This is a genomic window from Micromonospora sp. NPDC047793, assembly GCF_040642635.1.
GTDB lineage: Bacteria > Actinomycetota > Actinomycetes > Mycobacteriales > Micromonosporaceae > Micromonospora.
Map to the genome: position 1 here is coordinate 953,467 of NZ_JBEYSG010000001.1, position 13,867 is coordinate 967,333.

13 protein-coding genes, 1 tRNA gene and 1 pseudogene are annotated in these 13,867 nt (G+C 73.3%); 8 read left to right on the forward strand and 7 right to left on the reverse strand.

Going from position 1 to position 13,867, the window contains the following annotated elements; translation table 11 throughout:
- The 5 genes from ABZ738_RS04375 to ABZ738_RS04395 all read right to left on the reverse strand — a co-directional run bounded on the left by ABZ738_RS04375 (position 1) and on the right by ABZ738_RS04395 (position 3,826).
- Positions 1–1,497, reverse strand: coding sequence for an alpha/beta hydrolase (locus ABZ738_RS04375; RefSeq protein ID WP_357210840.1), 1,497 nt, complete (start codon positions 1,495–1,497; stop codon positions 1–3).
- 292 nt (positions 1,498–1,789) lie between these two features.
- A tRNA-Arg gene (locus ABZ738_RS04380) sits at positions 1,790–1,862 on the reverse strand.
- A gap of 169 nt (positions 1,863–2,031) precedes the next feature.
- Positions 2,032–3,051, reverse strand: coding sequence for an alpha/beta hydrolase (locus tag ABZ738_RS04385; RefSeq protein ID WP_357210842.1), 1,020 nt, complete (start codon positions 3,049–3,051; stop codon positions 2,032–2,034).
- 82 nt (positions 3,052–3,133) lie between these two features.
- Positions 3,134–3,340: a hypothetical protein gene (locus ABZ738_RS04390; RefSeq protein ID WP_161594905.1), complete on the reverse strand. Its 207-nt coding sequence runs from the start codon at positions 3,338–3,340 to the stop codon at positions 3,134–3,136.
- A 60-nt stretch (positions 3,341–3,400) separates the two neighbouring features.
- On the reverse strand, positions 3,401–3,826 hold the full coding sequence (locus tag ABZ738_RS04395; protein WP_131051752.1) for an HPF/RaiA family ribosome-associated protein: 426 nt from the start codon (positions 3,824–3,826) through the stop codon (positions 3,401–3,403).
- Positions 3,827–4,160: 334 nt separating this feature from the next.
- On the opposite strand from ABZ738_RS04395, the gene ABZ738_RS04400 reads away from it, so the two are divergent.
- The 4 genes from ABZ738_RS04400 to ABZ738_RS04415 all read left to right on the forward strand — a co-directional run bounded on the left by ABZ738_RS04400 (position 4,161) and on the right by ABZ738_RS04415 (position 8,300).
- Positions 4,161–4,979, forward strand: coding sequence for a single-stranded DNA-binding protein (locus tag ABZ738_RS04400; protein WP_357210845.1), 819 nt, complete (start codon positions 4,161–4,163; stop codon positions 4,977–4,979).
- A 72-nt stretch (positions 4,980–5,051) separates the two neighbouring features.
- Positions 5,052–6,038: a cobalamin biosynthesis protein gene (locus ABZ738_RS04405; protein WP_357210848.1), complete on the forward strand. Its 987-nt coding sequence runs from the start codon at positions 5,052–5,054 to the stop codon at positions 6,036–6,038.
- Positions 6,035–7,576 carry a cobyric acid synthase gene (locus ABZ738_RS04410; RefSeq protein WP_131055232.1) on the forward strand — a complete coding sequence of 514 codons (1,542 nt, stop codon included), beginning with the start codon at positions 6,035–6,037 and terminating at the stop codon, positions 7,574–7,576. The genes ABZ738_RS04405 and ABZ738_RS04410 overlap by 4 nt, the downstream gene beginning before the upstream one ends.
- A 103-nt stretch (positions 7,577–7,679) precedes the next feature.
- On the forward strand, positions 7,680–8,300 hold the full coding sequence (locus ABZ738_RS04415; protein ID WP_357210851.1) for a hypothetical protein: 621 nt from the start codon (positions 7,680–7,682) through the stop codon (positions 8,298–8,300).
- A 44-nt stretch (positions 8,301–8,344) separates the two neighbouring features.
- On the opposite strand, the gene ABZ738_RS04420 is transcribed toward ABZ738_RS04415, so the two are convergent.
- The gene (locus ABZ738_RS04420) at positions 8,345–8,746 is read right to left on the reverse strand and encodes a rhodanese-like domain-containing protein (protein ID WP_131055236.1); all 402 of its coding nucleotides are present in this window, start codon (positions 8,744–8,746) and stop codon (positions 8,345–8,347) included.
- On the opposite strand from ABZ738_RS04420, the pseudogene ABZ738_RS04425 reads away from it, so the two are divergent.
- From ABZ738_RS04425 to ABZ738_RS04440, 4 genes and pseudogenes are all read left to right on the forward strand, one after another.
- Positions 8,681–9,518, forward strand: a pseudogene (locus tag ABZ738_RS04425) (hypothetical protein); the annotation flags it as partial. The gene ABZ738_RS04420 and the pseudogene ABZ738_RS04425 overlap by 66 nt on opposite strands.
- Positions 9,511–10,866, forward strand: coding sequence for a dipeptidase (locus tag ABZ738_RS04430; protein ID WP_357210954.1), 1,356 nt, complete (start codon positions 9,511–9,513; stop codon positions 10,864–10,866). The pseudogene ABZ738_RS04425 and the gene ABZ738_RS04430, both read left to right, overlap by 8 nt.
- 63 nt (positions 10,867–10,929) lie before the next feature.
- On the forward strand, positions 10,930–11,136 hold the full coding sequence (locus ABZ738_RS04435; RefSeq protein ID WP_131055226.1) for a hypothetical protein: 207 nt from the start codon (positions 10,930–10,932) through the stop codon (positions 11,134–11,136).
- A 63-nt stretch (positions 11,137–11,199) separates the two neighbouring features.
- Positions 11,200–12,759 carry an ATP-dependent DNA ligase gene (locus tag ABZ738_RS04440; protein ID WP_357210854.1) on the forward strand — a complete coding sequence of 520 codons (1,560 nt, stop codon included), beginning with the start codon at positions 11,200–11,202 and terminating at the stop codon, positions 12,757–12,759.
- A gap of 33 nt (positions 12,760–12,792) precedes the next feature.
- On the opposite strand, the gene ABZ738_RS04445 is transcribed toward ABZ738_RS04440, so the two are convergent.
- Positions 12,793–13,644, reverse strand: coding sequence for an SURF1 family protein (locus tag ABZ738_RS04445; protein WP_131057625.1), 852 nt, complete (start codon positions 13,642–13,644; stop codon positions 12,793–12,795).
- Between the last annotated feature and the right edge of the window lie 223 nt (positions 13,645–13,867).

Genomic DNA, 13,867 nt, shown 5'->3' on the forward strand with positions numbered 1-13,867 from the left:
TCACTGCGCCACGGCCGGGCAGCGGGCACCCTTCTTCGGCGTCTTGACGTGGATCAGGTACCGCGTGGTGGCGTCGCCGACGCAGTCGCTGCCGAACGAGTAGACGCCGTGCCCCGCACCCTCGTAGGTCAGCAGGGTCGCACCCGACTGGCGCGCCACGTTCCGGGCCCACTCGTGCGGCGTGACCGGGTCGTACCGGCTGTTGAGCACCAGCACCGGCGGCACGCCCTTCCACCGCAGCGGCGCCTGCGGGTTGCGGACCTCGGTCGGCCAGCCCAGGCAGGCCATCGTCGAGCCCCACGCCTGGAGGTTGAGCTTCATCTCCGGTGCCACCCGGGCCAGTCGTTCCTGGTACGCCCGCAACTGGTCGACGTCGCGCACCGGCAACCTCCAGTCCTGGCAGAAGATGGCGAGGCTCGGATCCTCGACGGGCTCCTGCTCCGTCGTCGCCGTCCGCGCCGTGGTGGGGCGGGCGGCGTCCGTCGTGGGGCCGGGCTCGCCCGCCGACAGGCCCGCCAGCCGCTCCGACAACTGCGTCCAGTACGGGCCGAGGAACGTCCACTGGATGTCCTCCAGCAGATCGGTCGGGCTCATCGTCCGCGAGCTGCCCGGGTCGACCAGCTCACCGCGTTCGGCCTTGGCGTACAGCTCCCGGAAGACCGTGCGGGCGTCCTGGCCGTGCAGCGCACACTCGGTCGAGGTGCGGCACCACTCGACGTACCTGTCGAAGCTGTCCTGCGTCGCCTTCGTCTCGCTGCGCAGGAAGTCCCACGTGGTAGCCGCGCTGTGGTCCATCGTGCTGTCGAGCACCATCGCCCGCACCCGCTGCGGGAACAGCGTGGCGTACTGCTGTCCCATCATGGTGGCGTACGAGTTGCCGTAGAAGGTCAGCTTCTTCTCGCCGAGCGCGGCCCGGATCGCGTCCATGTCACGGGCGACGGTCCGGCTGTCGAGGAAGTCGACGTGCGGGCCGCTGTGCTCCCGGCAGCTCTCGCCGTACGCGCGGGTCCAGGCGCGCAGGCCGTCGAACTCCTCGGCGGTGGTGGGGAACAGTTTCGGCTCCGGGCCCTCCGGCACCTGACACCGGATCGGGTCGCTGCCGCCCACACCCCGAGGATCGAAGCCGACCACGTCGAAGCGGCGGCGGACCTCGTCACTGAAGCTGCCGCCGATGCCGCCGAGGATGGCGTCCTGCACCCCCGATGCACCCGGTCCGCCGGGGTTGGTGAGGATCGTGCCGATCCGGGCGGTCGGGTCCGTGGCGGTCCGGCGGGCCAGCGCGACGTCGATCGTCGGGCCGTCCGGCGTGGACCAGTCGACGGGTACGGTCACGCTGCCGCACTCCGCCTCCGGCTCGTCGTCACACGGCTCCCACGCGATGCCCGTACCGGCGGCGGGTGCCTCGGTCCGTGGGTTCGCCTGGGCGGGTGTGATGCCGAGCGCCACCACGGTCGCCAGCGCGGCGGCCGCCGTACCGGTCAGCGTCTGTCGTCTCACGTCACAGCCTCCGTCTCTCGCGGCCCTCCCGTGCCCACCGGAGTCCGACGGTGTCCGGGCCGCTATACACACAGGCTATACACACAGTGTCTAATCCGCGATTCGAGATCACGCCGGATCCGGGATCGAGTGGTTTCGGAGCGCGACGATAGCCACTTGATCCCGGATCGAGCGCGATCTTGTGGTGGATGCGAGAGCAAAGAGCGCGCGAGGCGGTTCCGATGTCCGCCATCGCCGCGATCCGGGTGTCGACTCGACTCGGCGACTAGCCGCTGAGCAGTGCGAACAGAGGTGCGCCCGGCAGGATTCGAACCTGCGGCCTTGGGATTAGAAGTCCCCTGCTCTATCCGCTGAGCTACGGGCGCGCTGTGGTATCGCGCGAGAAGGGTACCGCCGCACCGGCCCGGCGCGACGGAACGGGTGCCCGGTCAGCGTCGCACGCGCCATGGACCCCGCGCACCTGCGAATCCACGGCGTCGGCAGACCCGGGCGGACCCGGGGCCAGGCGAGACGGCGGCCCAGGCGGCCGATGGATCAGGGGGTGGCGTGCGAGGTGGACTCGCTGTCGGCCGGGCGGCGTGGGGCTGGTGGGGGAGGGGGCGTCGGTCCGGCGTCGAGGAAGGCGTCCGCCCAGCGGCCTACCTCGGTGAGGACCTTGTCGCGTACGGCGGGGCCGGACAACGTCAGGTCGTGCAGGCCGCCGTCGAAGCGGGCGAGCGTGACGTGCTGGCCGAGGCGGGGAGCCCAGCGGACCATGTGTTCGACGTCGAGGACGGCGTCGGCGAGGGTCGCCGAATCGTGCCACTTGGCGCCCCGGAACGAGCGGGTCGAGCAGGCCAGCAGCACCGGCACCGGGATGTCGAGTCCGGCGCGCAGGCGTCGTTGGCCGGTGCGGACGGCGTTGAGCCAGCCGGCCCGGACGGGGAATCCGGCGAGCGGCTTCCAGGCCAGGTCGTACGTCCATTCGCCGCGATGGTCGGCGTGCAGGCTCTCGCCGTACACGGTGCCGAGGCCGAAGGGGAGGACGCGGTGAGGTGCCCGACGGCCCAGGCGCGCGACGGCGGCCGCGAGGGGTCGACGCACGAACCAGGGGGCGTTGAGGTCGAAGAACGGGCTGTTCAGGAAGATGCCGTCGACCAGCCCGGTGTCGCGGCGGGCGTCCGCCCAGAGCGAGACGATCAGCCCGCCGGTGGAGTGGCCCATGGCCAGCAGTGTGTCGTGTTCGTCCTCGGTGCGAATGATCTGGGCGGCGGCGTCCAGTTCGGGGAAGTAGTCGGCGAGGTCGCGGCAGAAGTTGGCGGTCTGGTGGGGGAGCAGGCTGCGGCCGTACTTGCGCAGGTCGAGTGCGTAGAAGTCCCAGCCCCGGGCGGCGAAGTAGTCGGCCACGTGGGTCTGGAAGAAGTAGTCGACGAAGCCGTGCACGTAGAGCACCGCGCGCCCGGTGGGTCGCTCGGCCCGGCGGCGGACCAGGGTCGCGACCACCGGTCCCTCGTCGTCGCGGCCAAGGTCGATGGTGTGCCGCTCGTAGGGCGGTCCCAGCACGTCGGGTTCCACTGGACCGACGGTACGCCGGGAAGCTACCGCACGGTAGTAGCCCCCGCCCAGCGTGGGACGGGGGCTACGACCGTGCGGCGGGTCAGTCGCCGTGGGCGTCCCGGTCGGTCGGTTCGTGCGAGGTCGAGGCCCGCCCACGATCCGGCCCGTACGGCGAGACCTGGTCCACCGGGACCGTCCGGTGCTCCTGCTTGGTCGCGGAGCCACCCCCCGGGATCGGTCCGTCGCTGTCCTGGACCAGCCGGGTCTCGCCGCTGCGGCGCATCTCCGGTTGCTGCACGTTGGGCATGCCGTTCACCTCTCCCTGTTCAGCGCCGCCGACCGGACGGGTGTCCGGACGGCGACACGGTCACCTCTCGTCGGTCTTCGTCCCGGCGGCGGCCAGTTCCTCGGCCAGCTCGTCGACCGGGGTCGGCTCGCCGGGCGGGGGCGTGACCCGCAGGTGCTTGTTGTTGCGCGGCTCCTGACGGGTCTTGGAGTCGTTGAGCTTGCGGCGCAGGTCGTCACGGGCGTCGTTGAGCGCCGCGCGCAGGTCCTCCTCGGAGGAGGTCGTGACGATCTTCTGTCGGCCGGCGATCCAGCACTCCAGCGTGACCCGCTGGCCCTTGGCCTCCCGGTCCTTGACCGAGAGTTCGAGTTCGGTGGAGTCGGCGTGGAAACCGGCCAGACGGGCGTCGAGCGTGGCGAACTGGACCACGATCCAGTCCCGGTCGGCCTGCGAGAATCCGGCGCCCATTCGCAGACACTTGTCGACGGTGGCCGGGTTCTCGCTCATCGCCGCACCTGACCAGGGACGCGGGCGGAACAAGCGATGGTCATCATCATGATCGCTGACCTTTCGTTCGACGTCGCAGGTGCGGTTGGCGATTTCCTACCCAGGCGGACCGGTCCGGAACCTGACGGTTTCCTGTGCGATCCGATCGTCCGCCGCCGGGCCCGCGCCGGGCAGGGGCGGTCGGCCTAGCACATCGGGACCTTGATCAGGCGTTCGTCCACAGGCCGCCAGGTTGTCCACAGGTACGACCGGAGGGGCTGCTCGGGTGGCCCGCGTGGCGCGAGGCTGGGCGGCGAGTCGGTACCAGCCGACCCGGATCTCCGCTGGAGGAACGATGTTCGATACCTACGTGACGGTCGTCGGGAACGTGCTCACCGCCCCCGAATGGCGTCGCACCACGCAGAGCAACACGCTGGTGGCCAATTTCAAGGTCGCCTCCACCGCCCGCCGCCTCGACCGGGACAGCGGGCGCTGGGTGGACGGCAACAGCCTGCGCGTACGCGTCAACTGCTGGCGGAAGCTCGCCGAGGGAGTGGCCTCGTCGGTGATGGTCGGGGACCCGGTGGTGGTCTGCGGTCGCCTCTACACCCGCGACTGGACCGACGACGCCGGCAACCACCGCACCCTCTACGAACTGGAGGCGGTGGCGGTGGGGCACGACCTGTCCCGGGGACGCGGGCGCTTCCTGCGCAACAAGCCGAACCTGGCGACCAGCACCGTCTCCGACGCCGAGACCGAGCAGCGGGTGCACGGCGAACTGACCGAGGCCGTGTCGGACGACGACGCGCCCGCCCTGCCGCAGGACGGGCCGCTGGACGACGACTTCGAGCTGTCCGAGTACGTCCCGGCGGGCACCGGCTACCCGCAGCACCTGGGCGGGACCGACCCCTTCGACGACCTGCCCGGCACGGGCGACCTCCGGAGCACGGGCGGCCTCGCGGGCGATCCCCCGAGCACGGGCGACTTCTTGGCCACGGGCGAGATCCCGGGCACGGGTGACGGCACGCCGGGTGGGTCCGAGTCGGGCGAGCGGGGCGACGACGTCGAGGATTCGACGACGGCCTCGGCGGACGCTCCGGTGGAGGCCGGCAGCGGGGCGGCGGCGACCGGGCGTGGCCGGCGGGGGCGGGGTCGACTGCCGCAGCCCGTCTGACCTGGGCGGGGCGGTCGAGCAGCGGTTCCGGTGGCCGGGCTCGGCTAGGCTGGCCGGCCGGAGGTGGTGCGGGTGCGACACGCGGGTGCAGTGGCGAACGCGGCGGGACTCGTCGCCGGGTACGCGCTCGACGCGTACTTCGGTGACCCACGTCGCGGCCATCCCGTCGCCGGCTTCGGCCGGGCCGCCGCTGCCCTGGAACGTCGGCTCTACCGGCCCGACCGGCTGGCCGGTGGCACTCACACCGCGCTCTGTGTCGGCGGTCCGGTGCTGGCCGGGGCCGCCCTCGCGTACGCGACCCGGCGGCAGCCGTTGGCCCGTGCGGCGCTGGTGGCCGCCGGCACGTTCGCGGTGCTGGGCGGGCAGAGTCTGCGGCACGAGGCGAAGACCATGGGACGGGCGCTGCGGGGCGGGGACCTGCCGGCCGCCCGGGCACGGCTCGGGCACCTGTGCGGTCGGGACCCGTCGGCCCTCGACGAGTCGGAGCTGGCCCGGGCCACGGTCGAGTCGGTGGCCGAGAACACCTCGGATGCCGTGGTCGCCCCGCTCTTCTGGGGTGCGGTGGCCGGGCTGCCGGGCCTGCTCGGCTACCGGGCGGTGAACACCCTCGACGCCATGGTCGGTCACCGCAACGCGCGCTACGCCCGGTTCGGCACCCCGGCCGCCCGCCTCGACGACCTGCTGAACCTGGCGCCGGCCCGACTGACCGGCCTGCTGACCGTCGCGCTGGCGCCAGCCGGCAAGGGCGACCGGGAGCGGGCCTGGCGGGTGTGGCGTCGGGACCGCGACGACCACCCCAGCCCGAACGCCGGGCAGTGCGAGGCGGCGATGGCCGGCGCGTTGGGCGTCCGGCTCGGTGGGCGCAACGTCTACTTCGGCCGGTCCGAGGTGCGGCCCTTCCTCGGTGACGGTCCCCGTCCCGAGGCACGGCACCTGCCTCGGGCCGCCCGGATCTCCGGTGCGGTCGGACTGGCCGCACTCGGCCTCGCGGCGGCGTATCCGCTGACCGCCGGACGGCTGGTCGGCGCGGTGGCCCGACGCCTCACAGGCACACGGTGAGCGGTGGCCTGCTGGTCGCCGGGACCACCTCCGACGCCGGCAAGAGCGTGCTCACCGCCGGCATCTGCCGCTGGCTGCACCGCGAGGGCGTCCGGGTGGCGCCCTTCAAGGCACAGAACATGTCCAACAACTCCGCCGTGGTCGTCGGGCCGGACGGCCGGGGCGGCGAGATCGGGCGGGCGCAGGCGATGCAGGCGGCAGCCTGCGGGCTCGCCCCGGACCTGCGGTTCAATCCGGTGCTGCTCAAGCCGGGCAGTGACCTGAGCAGTCAGGTGGTGCTGCTCGGCGAGGCGGTCGACACGATGACCGCCGGTTCGTTCCGGACCCTGCGTCCCCGGTTGTCCGAGACCGCGTACGCGGCGCTGGCCGAGTTGCGGTCGGCGTACGACGTGGTGGTCTGCGAGGGGGCGGGCAGCCCGGCGGAGATCAACCTGCGCGACGGCGACTACGTCAACATGGGGCTGGCCCGGCACGCCGGGTTCCCGACGATCGTGGTCGGTGACATCGACCGGGGCGGCGTGTTCGCCGCCATGTTCGGCACGCTGGCCCTGCTCGAACCCGCCGACCAGGCCCTGATCGCGGGGTTCGTGGTCAACAAGTTCCGGGGCGACCTCGGCCTGCTGGCCCCCGGGCTGGAATCGCTGCGGCAGCTCACCGGCCGCCCGACGTACGGCGTCCTGCCCTGGGCGCTGGACCTGTGGCTGGACGCCGAGGACTCGCTCGCCTATGGCCGGGTGCTGGGTCGCCCGGCCGCCCCGCGCGGCACCGAATGGCTCGACGTGGCCGTGGTGCGGCTGCCCCGGATCAGCAACGCCACCGACGTGGAGGCGCTCGCCACCGAGCCCGGCGTGCGGGTCCGGCTGACCGTCGAACCGGCCGAACTGGCCGCCGCCGACCTCGTCGTCCTGCCCGGCTCCAAGTCGACCGTCGCCGACCTGGCCTGGCTGCGCGAGACCGGCCTCGCCGACGCGGTCACCGCGCACGTCGCGGCCGGACGACCACTACTCGGCATCTGTGGCGGCTTCCAGATGCTGGCCCGCGCCATCCACGACCCGGTGGAGAGCCGCCGGGGAAGCGTCGACGGTCTCGGACTGCTGCCCGTCGAGATCACCTTCGACCCGCGCAAGACCGTCCGCCAGGCGGCCGGCACCGCCGCCGCCGGGGAGCTTCCGGTCCGGGGCTACGAGATCCACCACGGGTACGTCTCGGCCACCGACCCGGAGTCGACGCCGCTGCTGCGGGACGCCGACGGTGCCGGTGAGGGCATGATGCGGGGAGTCGTGCACGGTACGCACTGGCACGGCACCTTCGAGTCCGACGAGTTCCGCCGCTGGTTCCTCGACCGGGCCGCCCGCCTGGCCGGTCGGACCGGCTTCCGGGTCGCCCCGGACACGTCCTTCGCCGCCGCCCGCGAACGCACCCTCGACCTGCTCGGCGACCTCGTCGAGGAACACCTCGACACCGCCGCCCTGCGTCGGCTCGTCGAGTCCGGGCCCCCCGCCGACCTGCCCTTCATCCCGCCCGGCGTCCCCGGCTAGCCGCCGCCCGCACCAGCCGAGGCGGGGCCGTCGCCCGACGCCGATCGACGTCGATCGACTCTCCGGGCCTTCGTCGGATCGATGGTCGTGGCATCATCTCGCCGTGACGTTTCTCGCCCGTCGGCTCCGAGATGCCGTGGCGCTGCCACCCGTGTTGGTTGCCACGGTGCTGGCTGGTTGTGCGGGTCCGCCCGCTCCGGCAGCCGAGCCGCAGCCCTCCCCGGCCAGCTATCAACTGGTCGCAGAGTTGTGCGCGCAACTGGACCCGGAGCCGTTGACAGCCTTGGACGGCGGCACCGCGAAGGTGCGGGAGTGGCCGTCTCGGCCGGACCGGCAGATGAGCAAGTGCGGGCTGGCGGCCAGCCGGCGGGACCCGACCGCCATGCACGCCCTCTCCGTCAGCACCACGCTCACGGGTTCCCCCGAGCTCGCCCAAGAAGGCATACCCGCGCAACCGAAGGCGCAGGCTCGCGGCACCTGGCACGAGGTGCCCCAGCTCGGGGACGGGGCGTGGATCTGGCTGCTACCCGTCGACGAAGGGCTGGAGCTTCCCGACTCCTCCGAGCCGGTGGCGGGGCGGAGGGCGACGGTGTACGTGGCGCGGGGCAACGCGCTCGTGATGCTCGAACTGATGTCGTACGCGGCCGAGGTGCCCGGCGAGGCCGAGACGGAAGCGCTGCTGGTCGCGTACGCGGAGGAGGCGTTGGCGCTGATGATCGCCTGAGCGGGATGCCGGCGGGCCGGCAGTCGAGCCCTCGTGGCGGTGGATCAGTAGCGGACGTCGGCGGGCTGGTCGGAGAAGGCCATCCCGGCGGACCGCCACGCCTCCACCCCGCCGATCATGTCGGTCGCCTTGTGTAGGCCGAGCGCGCGCAGGCTGGCCGCCGCCAGGCTGGAGCTGTAGCCCTGGCGGCACACCACGACGATCTCCATGTCGTAGTTGGTGGCCTCGGGGATCCGCCAGTCGCTGGCCGGGTCGAGCCGCCATTCCAGGACGGTCCGGTCGATCACGATGACACCGGGCAGGTCGCCCTGCTCCCGCCGCTGCCCGTCGGTACGGGTGTCGATCACCAGGGCACCCCGGGCGGCGGCCTGCACCGTCTCCTGTGGGGACAGCCGGTTCATGCCCGAGCGGGCCTGCTCCAGCAACGCCTCGACGCCGGGACTCATCACGGAATGGGACACGCCACGATCATGCCGTGCGGCTTCTCGGCAGGCGGTCCGAAGCGCTGCGGGACAACCCGATCGGTAACGTCGGTGTCCGTGGTGGCGGTCTTCGAGTCGTACGCCGGACTGGCGGGGCGGGTGCTGGCGGCACCGGCCCGGTTGGGGCGTACCCGGTTGGTGGCCGTGGACGGGCCGAGCGGGGCGGGCAAGACGCTGTTCGCCGCGCGCCTGGCCGACGCCCTCGGCGGCATCGGGCCGCAGGCGGTACGTCCGCCGGTGGTGCACACCGACGACCTGCTCGACGGGTGGGACGACCAGCTCACCTTCTGGACGCGGCTGGAGCGGGACGTGTTGCGGCCGGTGCGGTCCGGCCGGGTCGGGTCGTACCGGTGCTACGACTGGGTGCGCCGGTGTTTCCGACCCGAGCCGGTGTCGGTGCCGGTGGAACCGGTGCTGATCGTCGAGGGGGTCAGCACGTCCCGGGCCGCCGCCGGGCCGGACCTGACGCTGGCCGTCTTCGTCACCGCGCCGCACCCGTTGCGGCTGGCGCGGGCGGTGGCGCGCGACGGCCCGGGGATCCTGCCGGAGCTGCGTTTGTGGCACGACACCGAGCAGGCGCACTTCGCCGCCGACGACACGCAGAGGCGGGCCGACCTGGTGGTCGACGGTGACCCCGGGTTGCCGCACGATGACCGTCACTACTATCTGGCTCGGCGGGGAACCGCAGGTGGGGGCGGCATACCATGCCGGTCATGAGCACACCGATCATGACCGAGTCCGAGTTGCGGGAGGCCCTGACCCGGGAACTGCCCGGCGTCCGGGCCGACCTGGAACGCCTCGTCCGTATCCCGGGCATCGCCTTCGAGGGATTCGACCACTCGCACGTGGAGCGCTCCGCCGAGGCGGTGGCCGAGCTGCTGCGGGGCTGCGGTCTCGACGTCGAGATCGTGCGGGCCGGCGGCCAGCCCGCGGTGATCGGCCGCAGGGCCGCCCCGCCCGGCGCGCCCACCGTCATGCTCTACGCCCACCACGACGTGCAGCCGGTCGGGGACCGGGCGCTGTGGGAGTCCGACCCGTTCGAGCCGGTCGAGCGGGACGGCCGGCTCTACGCCCGGGGTGCCGCCGACGACAAGGCCGGCGTCATGGCGCACGTCGCCGCGTTGCGGGCCTTCGGTGACCGCCTGCCCGTGGGCGTGGTGCTGTTCGTCGAGGGGGAGGAGGAGTACGGCTCCGACTCGTTGGAGCAGCTGCTCGCCGACCATCGTGACGCGATCGCCTCGGACGTCATCGTGATCGCCGACTCGACCAACTGGGACGTCGGCGTGCCGGCGTTGACCACCTCGCTGCGCGGCGTCGTCAACTGCTTCGTCGAGGTCCGCACCCTGGACCACGCGGTGCACAGCGGGATGTTCGGCGGAGCCGTGCCGGACGCGCTCACCGCGCTGGTCCGCTTGCTGGCCACGCTGCACGACGACGCCGGGAACGTGGTGGTGGAGGGGCTGGTCGGTCGGAACGAGGCAAGCGTCGACTACCCCGAGGACCGGTTCCGGGCCGAGGCGGGCCTCGTCGAGGGTGTACGCCTGATCGGCTCCGGCCGGATCACCGACCGGCTCTGGACCCGGCCCGCGTTGGCCGTGCTCGGCATCGACGCCCCGGCCACCGCCGAGGCGCCGAACGCGCTGGTGCCGGCCGCCAAGGCCAAGCTGAGCCTCCGGCTGGCGCCGGGCGACGAGCCGAAGCAGGCGTACCTCGCGTTGCGCGACCACCTGGAGCGGCACGCGCCGTGGGGCGCGCAGGTCGACGTCACCTTCGAGCACGACGGCGCACCGTGCGTCATCGACGCCTCCGGCCCGGTCTTCGACGCGGCGCGCGCGGCCTTCCGCGCGGCCTGGGACGGCACCGACCCGGTGGACATCGGCGTCGGCGGGTCGATCCCGTTCATCGCCACCTTCCAGGAGATGTTCCCGCAGGCGGCGATCCTGGTGACCGGTGTGGAGGATCCGCACGCGCGGGCCCACGGGCCGAACGAGAGTCTGCACCTGGGCGAGTTCGCCCGGGTCTGCCTCGCCGAGGCGTTGTTGCTGGCCAAGGTGGCCGAGGCGGGCGCGGCCCCAACTCGGTGAACGTCGCGCGAATGGTGGCGGTTTCCGGCGTGTCGGACGCGTCACTGTTGTAGCCTCTCGAACATGCGTACGAACGAGGTGATGGCCCCGCTGGAGGCCGCCGTCAGCGCTCTGGGAGACGTCGACGTCTCCGCGTGGCCCGAGGCCACGCTCAAGGAACAGCTCGCCGAGCTGTCCGCCGCCCTGGTCGCCGTGGACGCGTCGTTGTCCCGTATCGCCGAGGAGGTCCGCGCGCGCGGCCTGCGGGTCGAGGAGCCGGTCCCGGCCTGACCCGCCGGAGCAGCTCCCGCGCAGGTGACACCCGTTGTCGGGGGTGGCTGGCAGGATGAGGTCGTGCGTTTCCTCGACCTGGCTGCCACCTCCGCAGCCGTCGGTGCCGTCAGTGGCCGACGGGCCAAGGTCGAGCTGCTCGCCGACGCCCTGCGCCGGCTCGACCCGGACGAGGTGGCGGCGGGAGCCGGTTGGCTCGCGGGCGAGCTGCGCCAGCGACAGACCGGCGTCGGCTTGGCCGCGCTGCGCGACCTGCCGCCACCGGCTGCCGAGGCGACGCTGACCGTGGCGGGGGTCGACGCGGCGATCGACGAGATCGCGGCGGTGCACGGCGCGGGCTCGCAGGCCCGCCGCCGGGACCTGGTGGCCGCGCTCTACACCGCCGCCACCGCCGAGGAGCAGCGCGTCCTGACCGGCCTCTTCCTCGGCGAACTGCGTCAGGGCGCCCAGGCCGGGCTGCTGGCCGACGCGATCGCCCGGGCCGCCGAGGTGCCGGTCGGCGCGGTACGCCGGGCCCTGCTGCTCGCCGGTGACCTGCGGGCGGTCGCGGTGGCCGCACTCGACGGCGGTGCCCCGGCGTTGGCCGAGTTCGGGTTGCGGGTCGGGCGACCGCTGGCGCCGATGCTGGCGCAGAGCGCCGCCACGGTCGACGAGGCGCTCGCCGCCACCGGCACACCCGCCGTGGTCGACGTGAAGCTGGACGGCATCCGCGTCCAGGTGCACCGCAGCGGCGAGGACATCGCCGTCTTCACCCGCAGCCTCGACGAGATCACCGGCCGGGTGCCCGAGGTGGTCGCCGCCGTCCGCGCCCTGCCCGCCCGCGAGTTGGTGCTCGACGGGGAGGCGATCGGGCTGGACGCCACCGGCCGCCCGTTGCCGTTCCAGCAGACGTCGAGCGCCGCCGCCCGGCGGGCCACCGGGGCATCCGTCGCCCCGGCGGTCCGTGCCGCCGCCGCACGGACCGGTGAGACCGTGCTCGTGCCGTACTTCTTCGATCTGCTGCACCTCGACGGCGCGGATCTGATCGACCTGCCCGGTCGCGAGCGGTGGGCCGCGCTCGCCGCGACCGTCGACGCGTCGGTGCTGGTCGGGCGGATCGAGGTGGACGGGCCGGAGCAGGCCGGCGCGGCATTCGCCGCCGCGCTCGACGCCGGCCAGGAGGGCGTCGTGGTGAAGTCGCCCGACGCGCCCTACGACGCGGGTCGGCGCGGTGCGGCCTGGGTGAAGGTGAAGCCCCGGCACACCCTCGACCTGGTGGTGCTCGCCGTCGAGTGGGGCAGTGGTCGGCGCAGCGGCTGGCTGTCGAACCTGCACCTCGGGGCGCGGGATCCGGCCACCGGCGGATTCGTGATGCTCGGCAAGACCTTCAAGGGCCTCACCGACGAGCTGCTGCGGTGGCAGACCGAACGGTTCCTGGAGCTGGCCGTGGAGCGCGGGGACTGGGTGGTGCGGGTCCGGCCCGAACAGGTCGTGGAGATCGCCTTCGACGGGGTGCAGACCAGCTCACGCTATCCGGGCGGGGTGGCTCTCCGGTTCGCCCGGGTGGTCCGCTACCGCGACGACAAGACCGCCGCCGAGGCCGACACCATCGACGCCGTACGCGCCATCCACGCCGGCCGCTGACCAGCGCAGACAGAGCTGGCCGGGGCGGGCTGCTCAGGCAGAGCTGGTCGGAGCCGTGCTGCTCGTCGCGGGGCTGCTCGGGGCCGGTTCGGCGGCCCGGTCGCGCGGGCGGTCGTCGTCGGGCACACCGGCCAACCGGCGGGCCTCCCGGCGGGCGATCCAGCCGTAGCCGAAGAGCGTCATCGCCGCGAAGATCCACCACTGCACGACATACCCGAGGTTCTGCCAGTTGTTGGCGTGCCCCACCGGCACCGCACGGAAGACCGGGTCGGCGGCCGGGGTCTGCTCGTCGAGCAGCACGTACGCCCCGTGCACCGGGTACGGCAACTGCGCGGCGAGCTGCGGTACGGCGACCCGGCGGGTCTCCAGCCGGCCCTCCCGTCGGGCCACGTTGCCGGAGCCGCTCTCGCTGGCGTGCACCCGGCCCTCGACGGTCACCTCACCGGCCGGCGCCGCCGGCACCTCGGGCTGGGCCATCGCGCCGCCGGGCGCCGGTGGGATCCAGCCCCGGTTCACCAGGACGGCGGTGCCGTCGGCCAGCACCAGCGGGGTGAGCACCTCGAAGCCGACCTTGCTCTCCACCGTCCGGCCCCGGACGAGGACCACGTTGTCGGTGTCGTACCGGCCGGTCGCGATCACCCGGATGAAGGTCCGGTCCTCGGCCGGTGCCGGGCCGACGCTGCCAGCGCCGCCGGTGGGCGCGGGCACCGCCTCGCGCAGCGGCATCGGGTCCATCCGCAACCCGGCGTCGATGCGTTCGTTGACCGCCGTCCGACCGTGGTAGCGGTCCAGTTGCCAGTTGCCGAGCATCACCATGATCGTGGCGAGGACCAGGGTCAGCGCGAGGATGCCCAGCCAGCGCGGCGTCAGCAGGAACCGGTACACGCCACGAGGCTACCCGTATGACCGTCGCCACTGCGCCGCCCCGCCCGTCGAGGTGACGGCCGGAAACCGGCCGGTCGACGACGGAGCGTGTCGGTGCCGGGGCGGTCCGCTCCGGTCGGGCGGATCGAAGTGGGTCGGGACGGCGGGCGGCGCCTACGGGCGACCGGCGTGGGTTATCGTCACGCGCACGGGGCGCGCCGACGGTCGGCACGCTCTCCGCTCG

Coding starts and splice junctions, on each gene's coding strand:
- ABZ738_RS04390 (WP_161594905.1), bottom strand. CDS start 3,340: ATGCCCAACGTGCAGCAACCGGAGATGCGCCGCAGCGGCGAGACCCGG.
- ABZ738_RS04395 (WP_131051752.1), bottom strand. CDS start 3,826: ATGAGCGAGAACCCGGCCACCGTCGACAAGTGTCTGCGAATGGGCGCC.
- ABZ738_RS04400 (WP_357210845.1), top strand. CDS start 4,161: ATGTTCGATACCTACGTGACGGTCGTCGGGAACGTGCTCACCGCCCCC.
- ABZ738_RS04420 (WP_131055236.1), bottom strand. CDS start 8,746: ATGAGTCCCGGCGTCGAGGCGTTGCTGGAGCAGGCCCGCTCGGGCATG.
- ABZ738_RS04430 (WP_357210954.1), top strand. CDS start 9,511: ATGACCGAGTCCGAGTTGCGGGAGGCCCTGACCCGGGAACTGCCCGGC.
- ABZ738_RS04435 (WP_131055226.1), top strand. CDS start 10,930: ATGCGTACGAACGAGGTGATGGCCCCGCTGGAGGCCGCCGTCAGCGCT.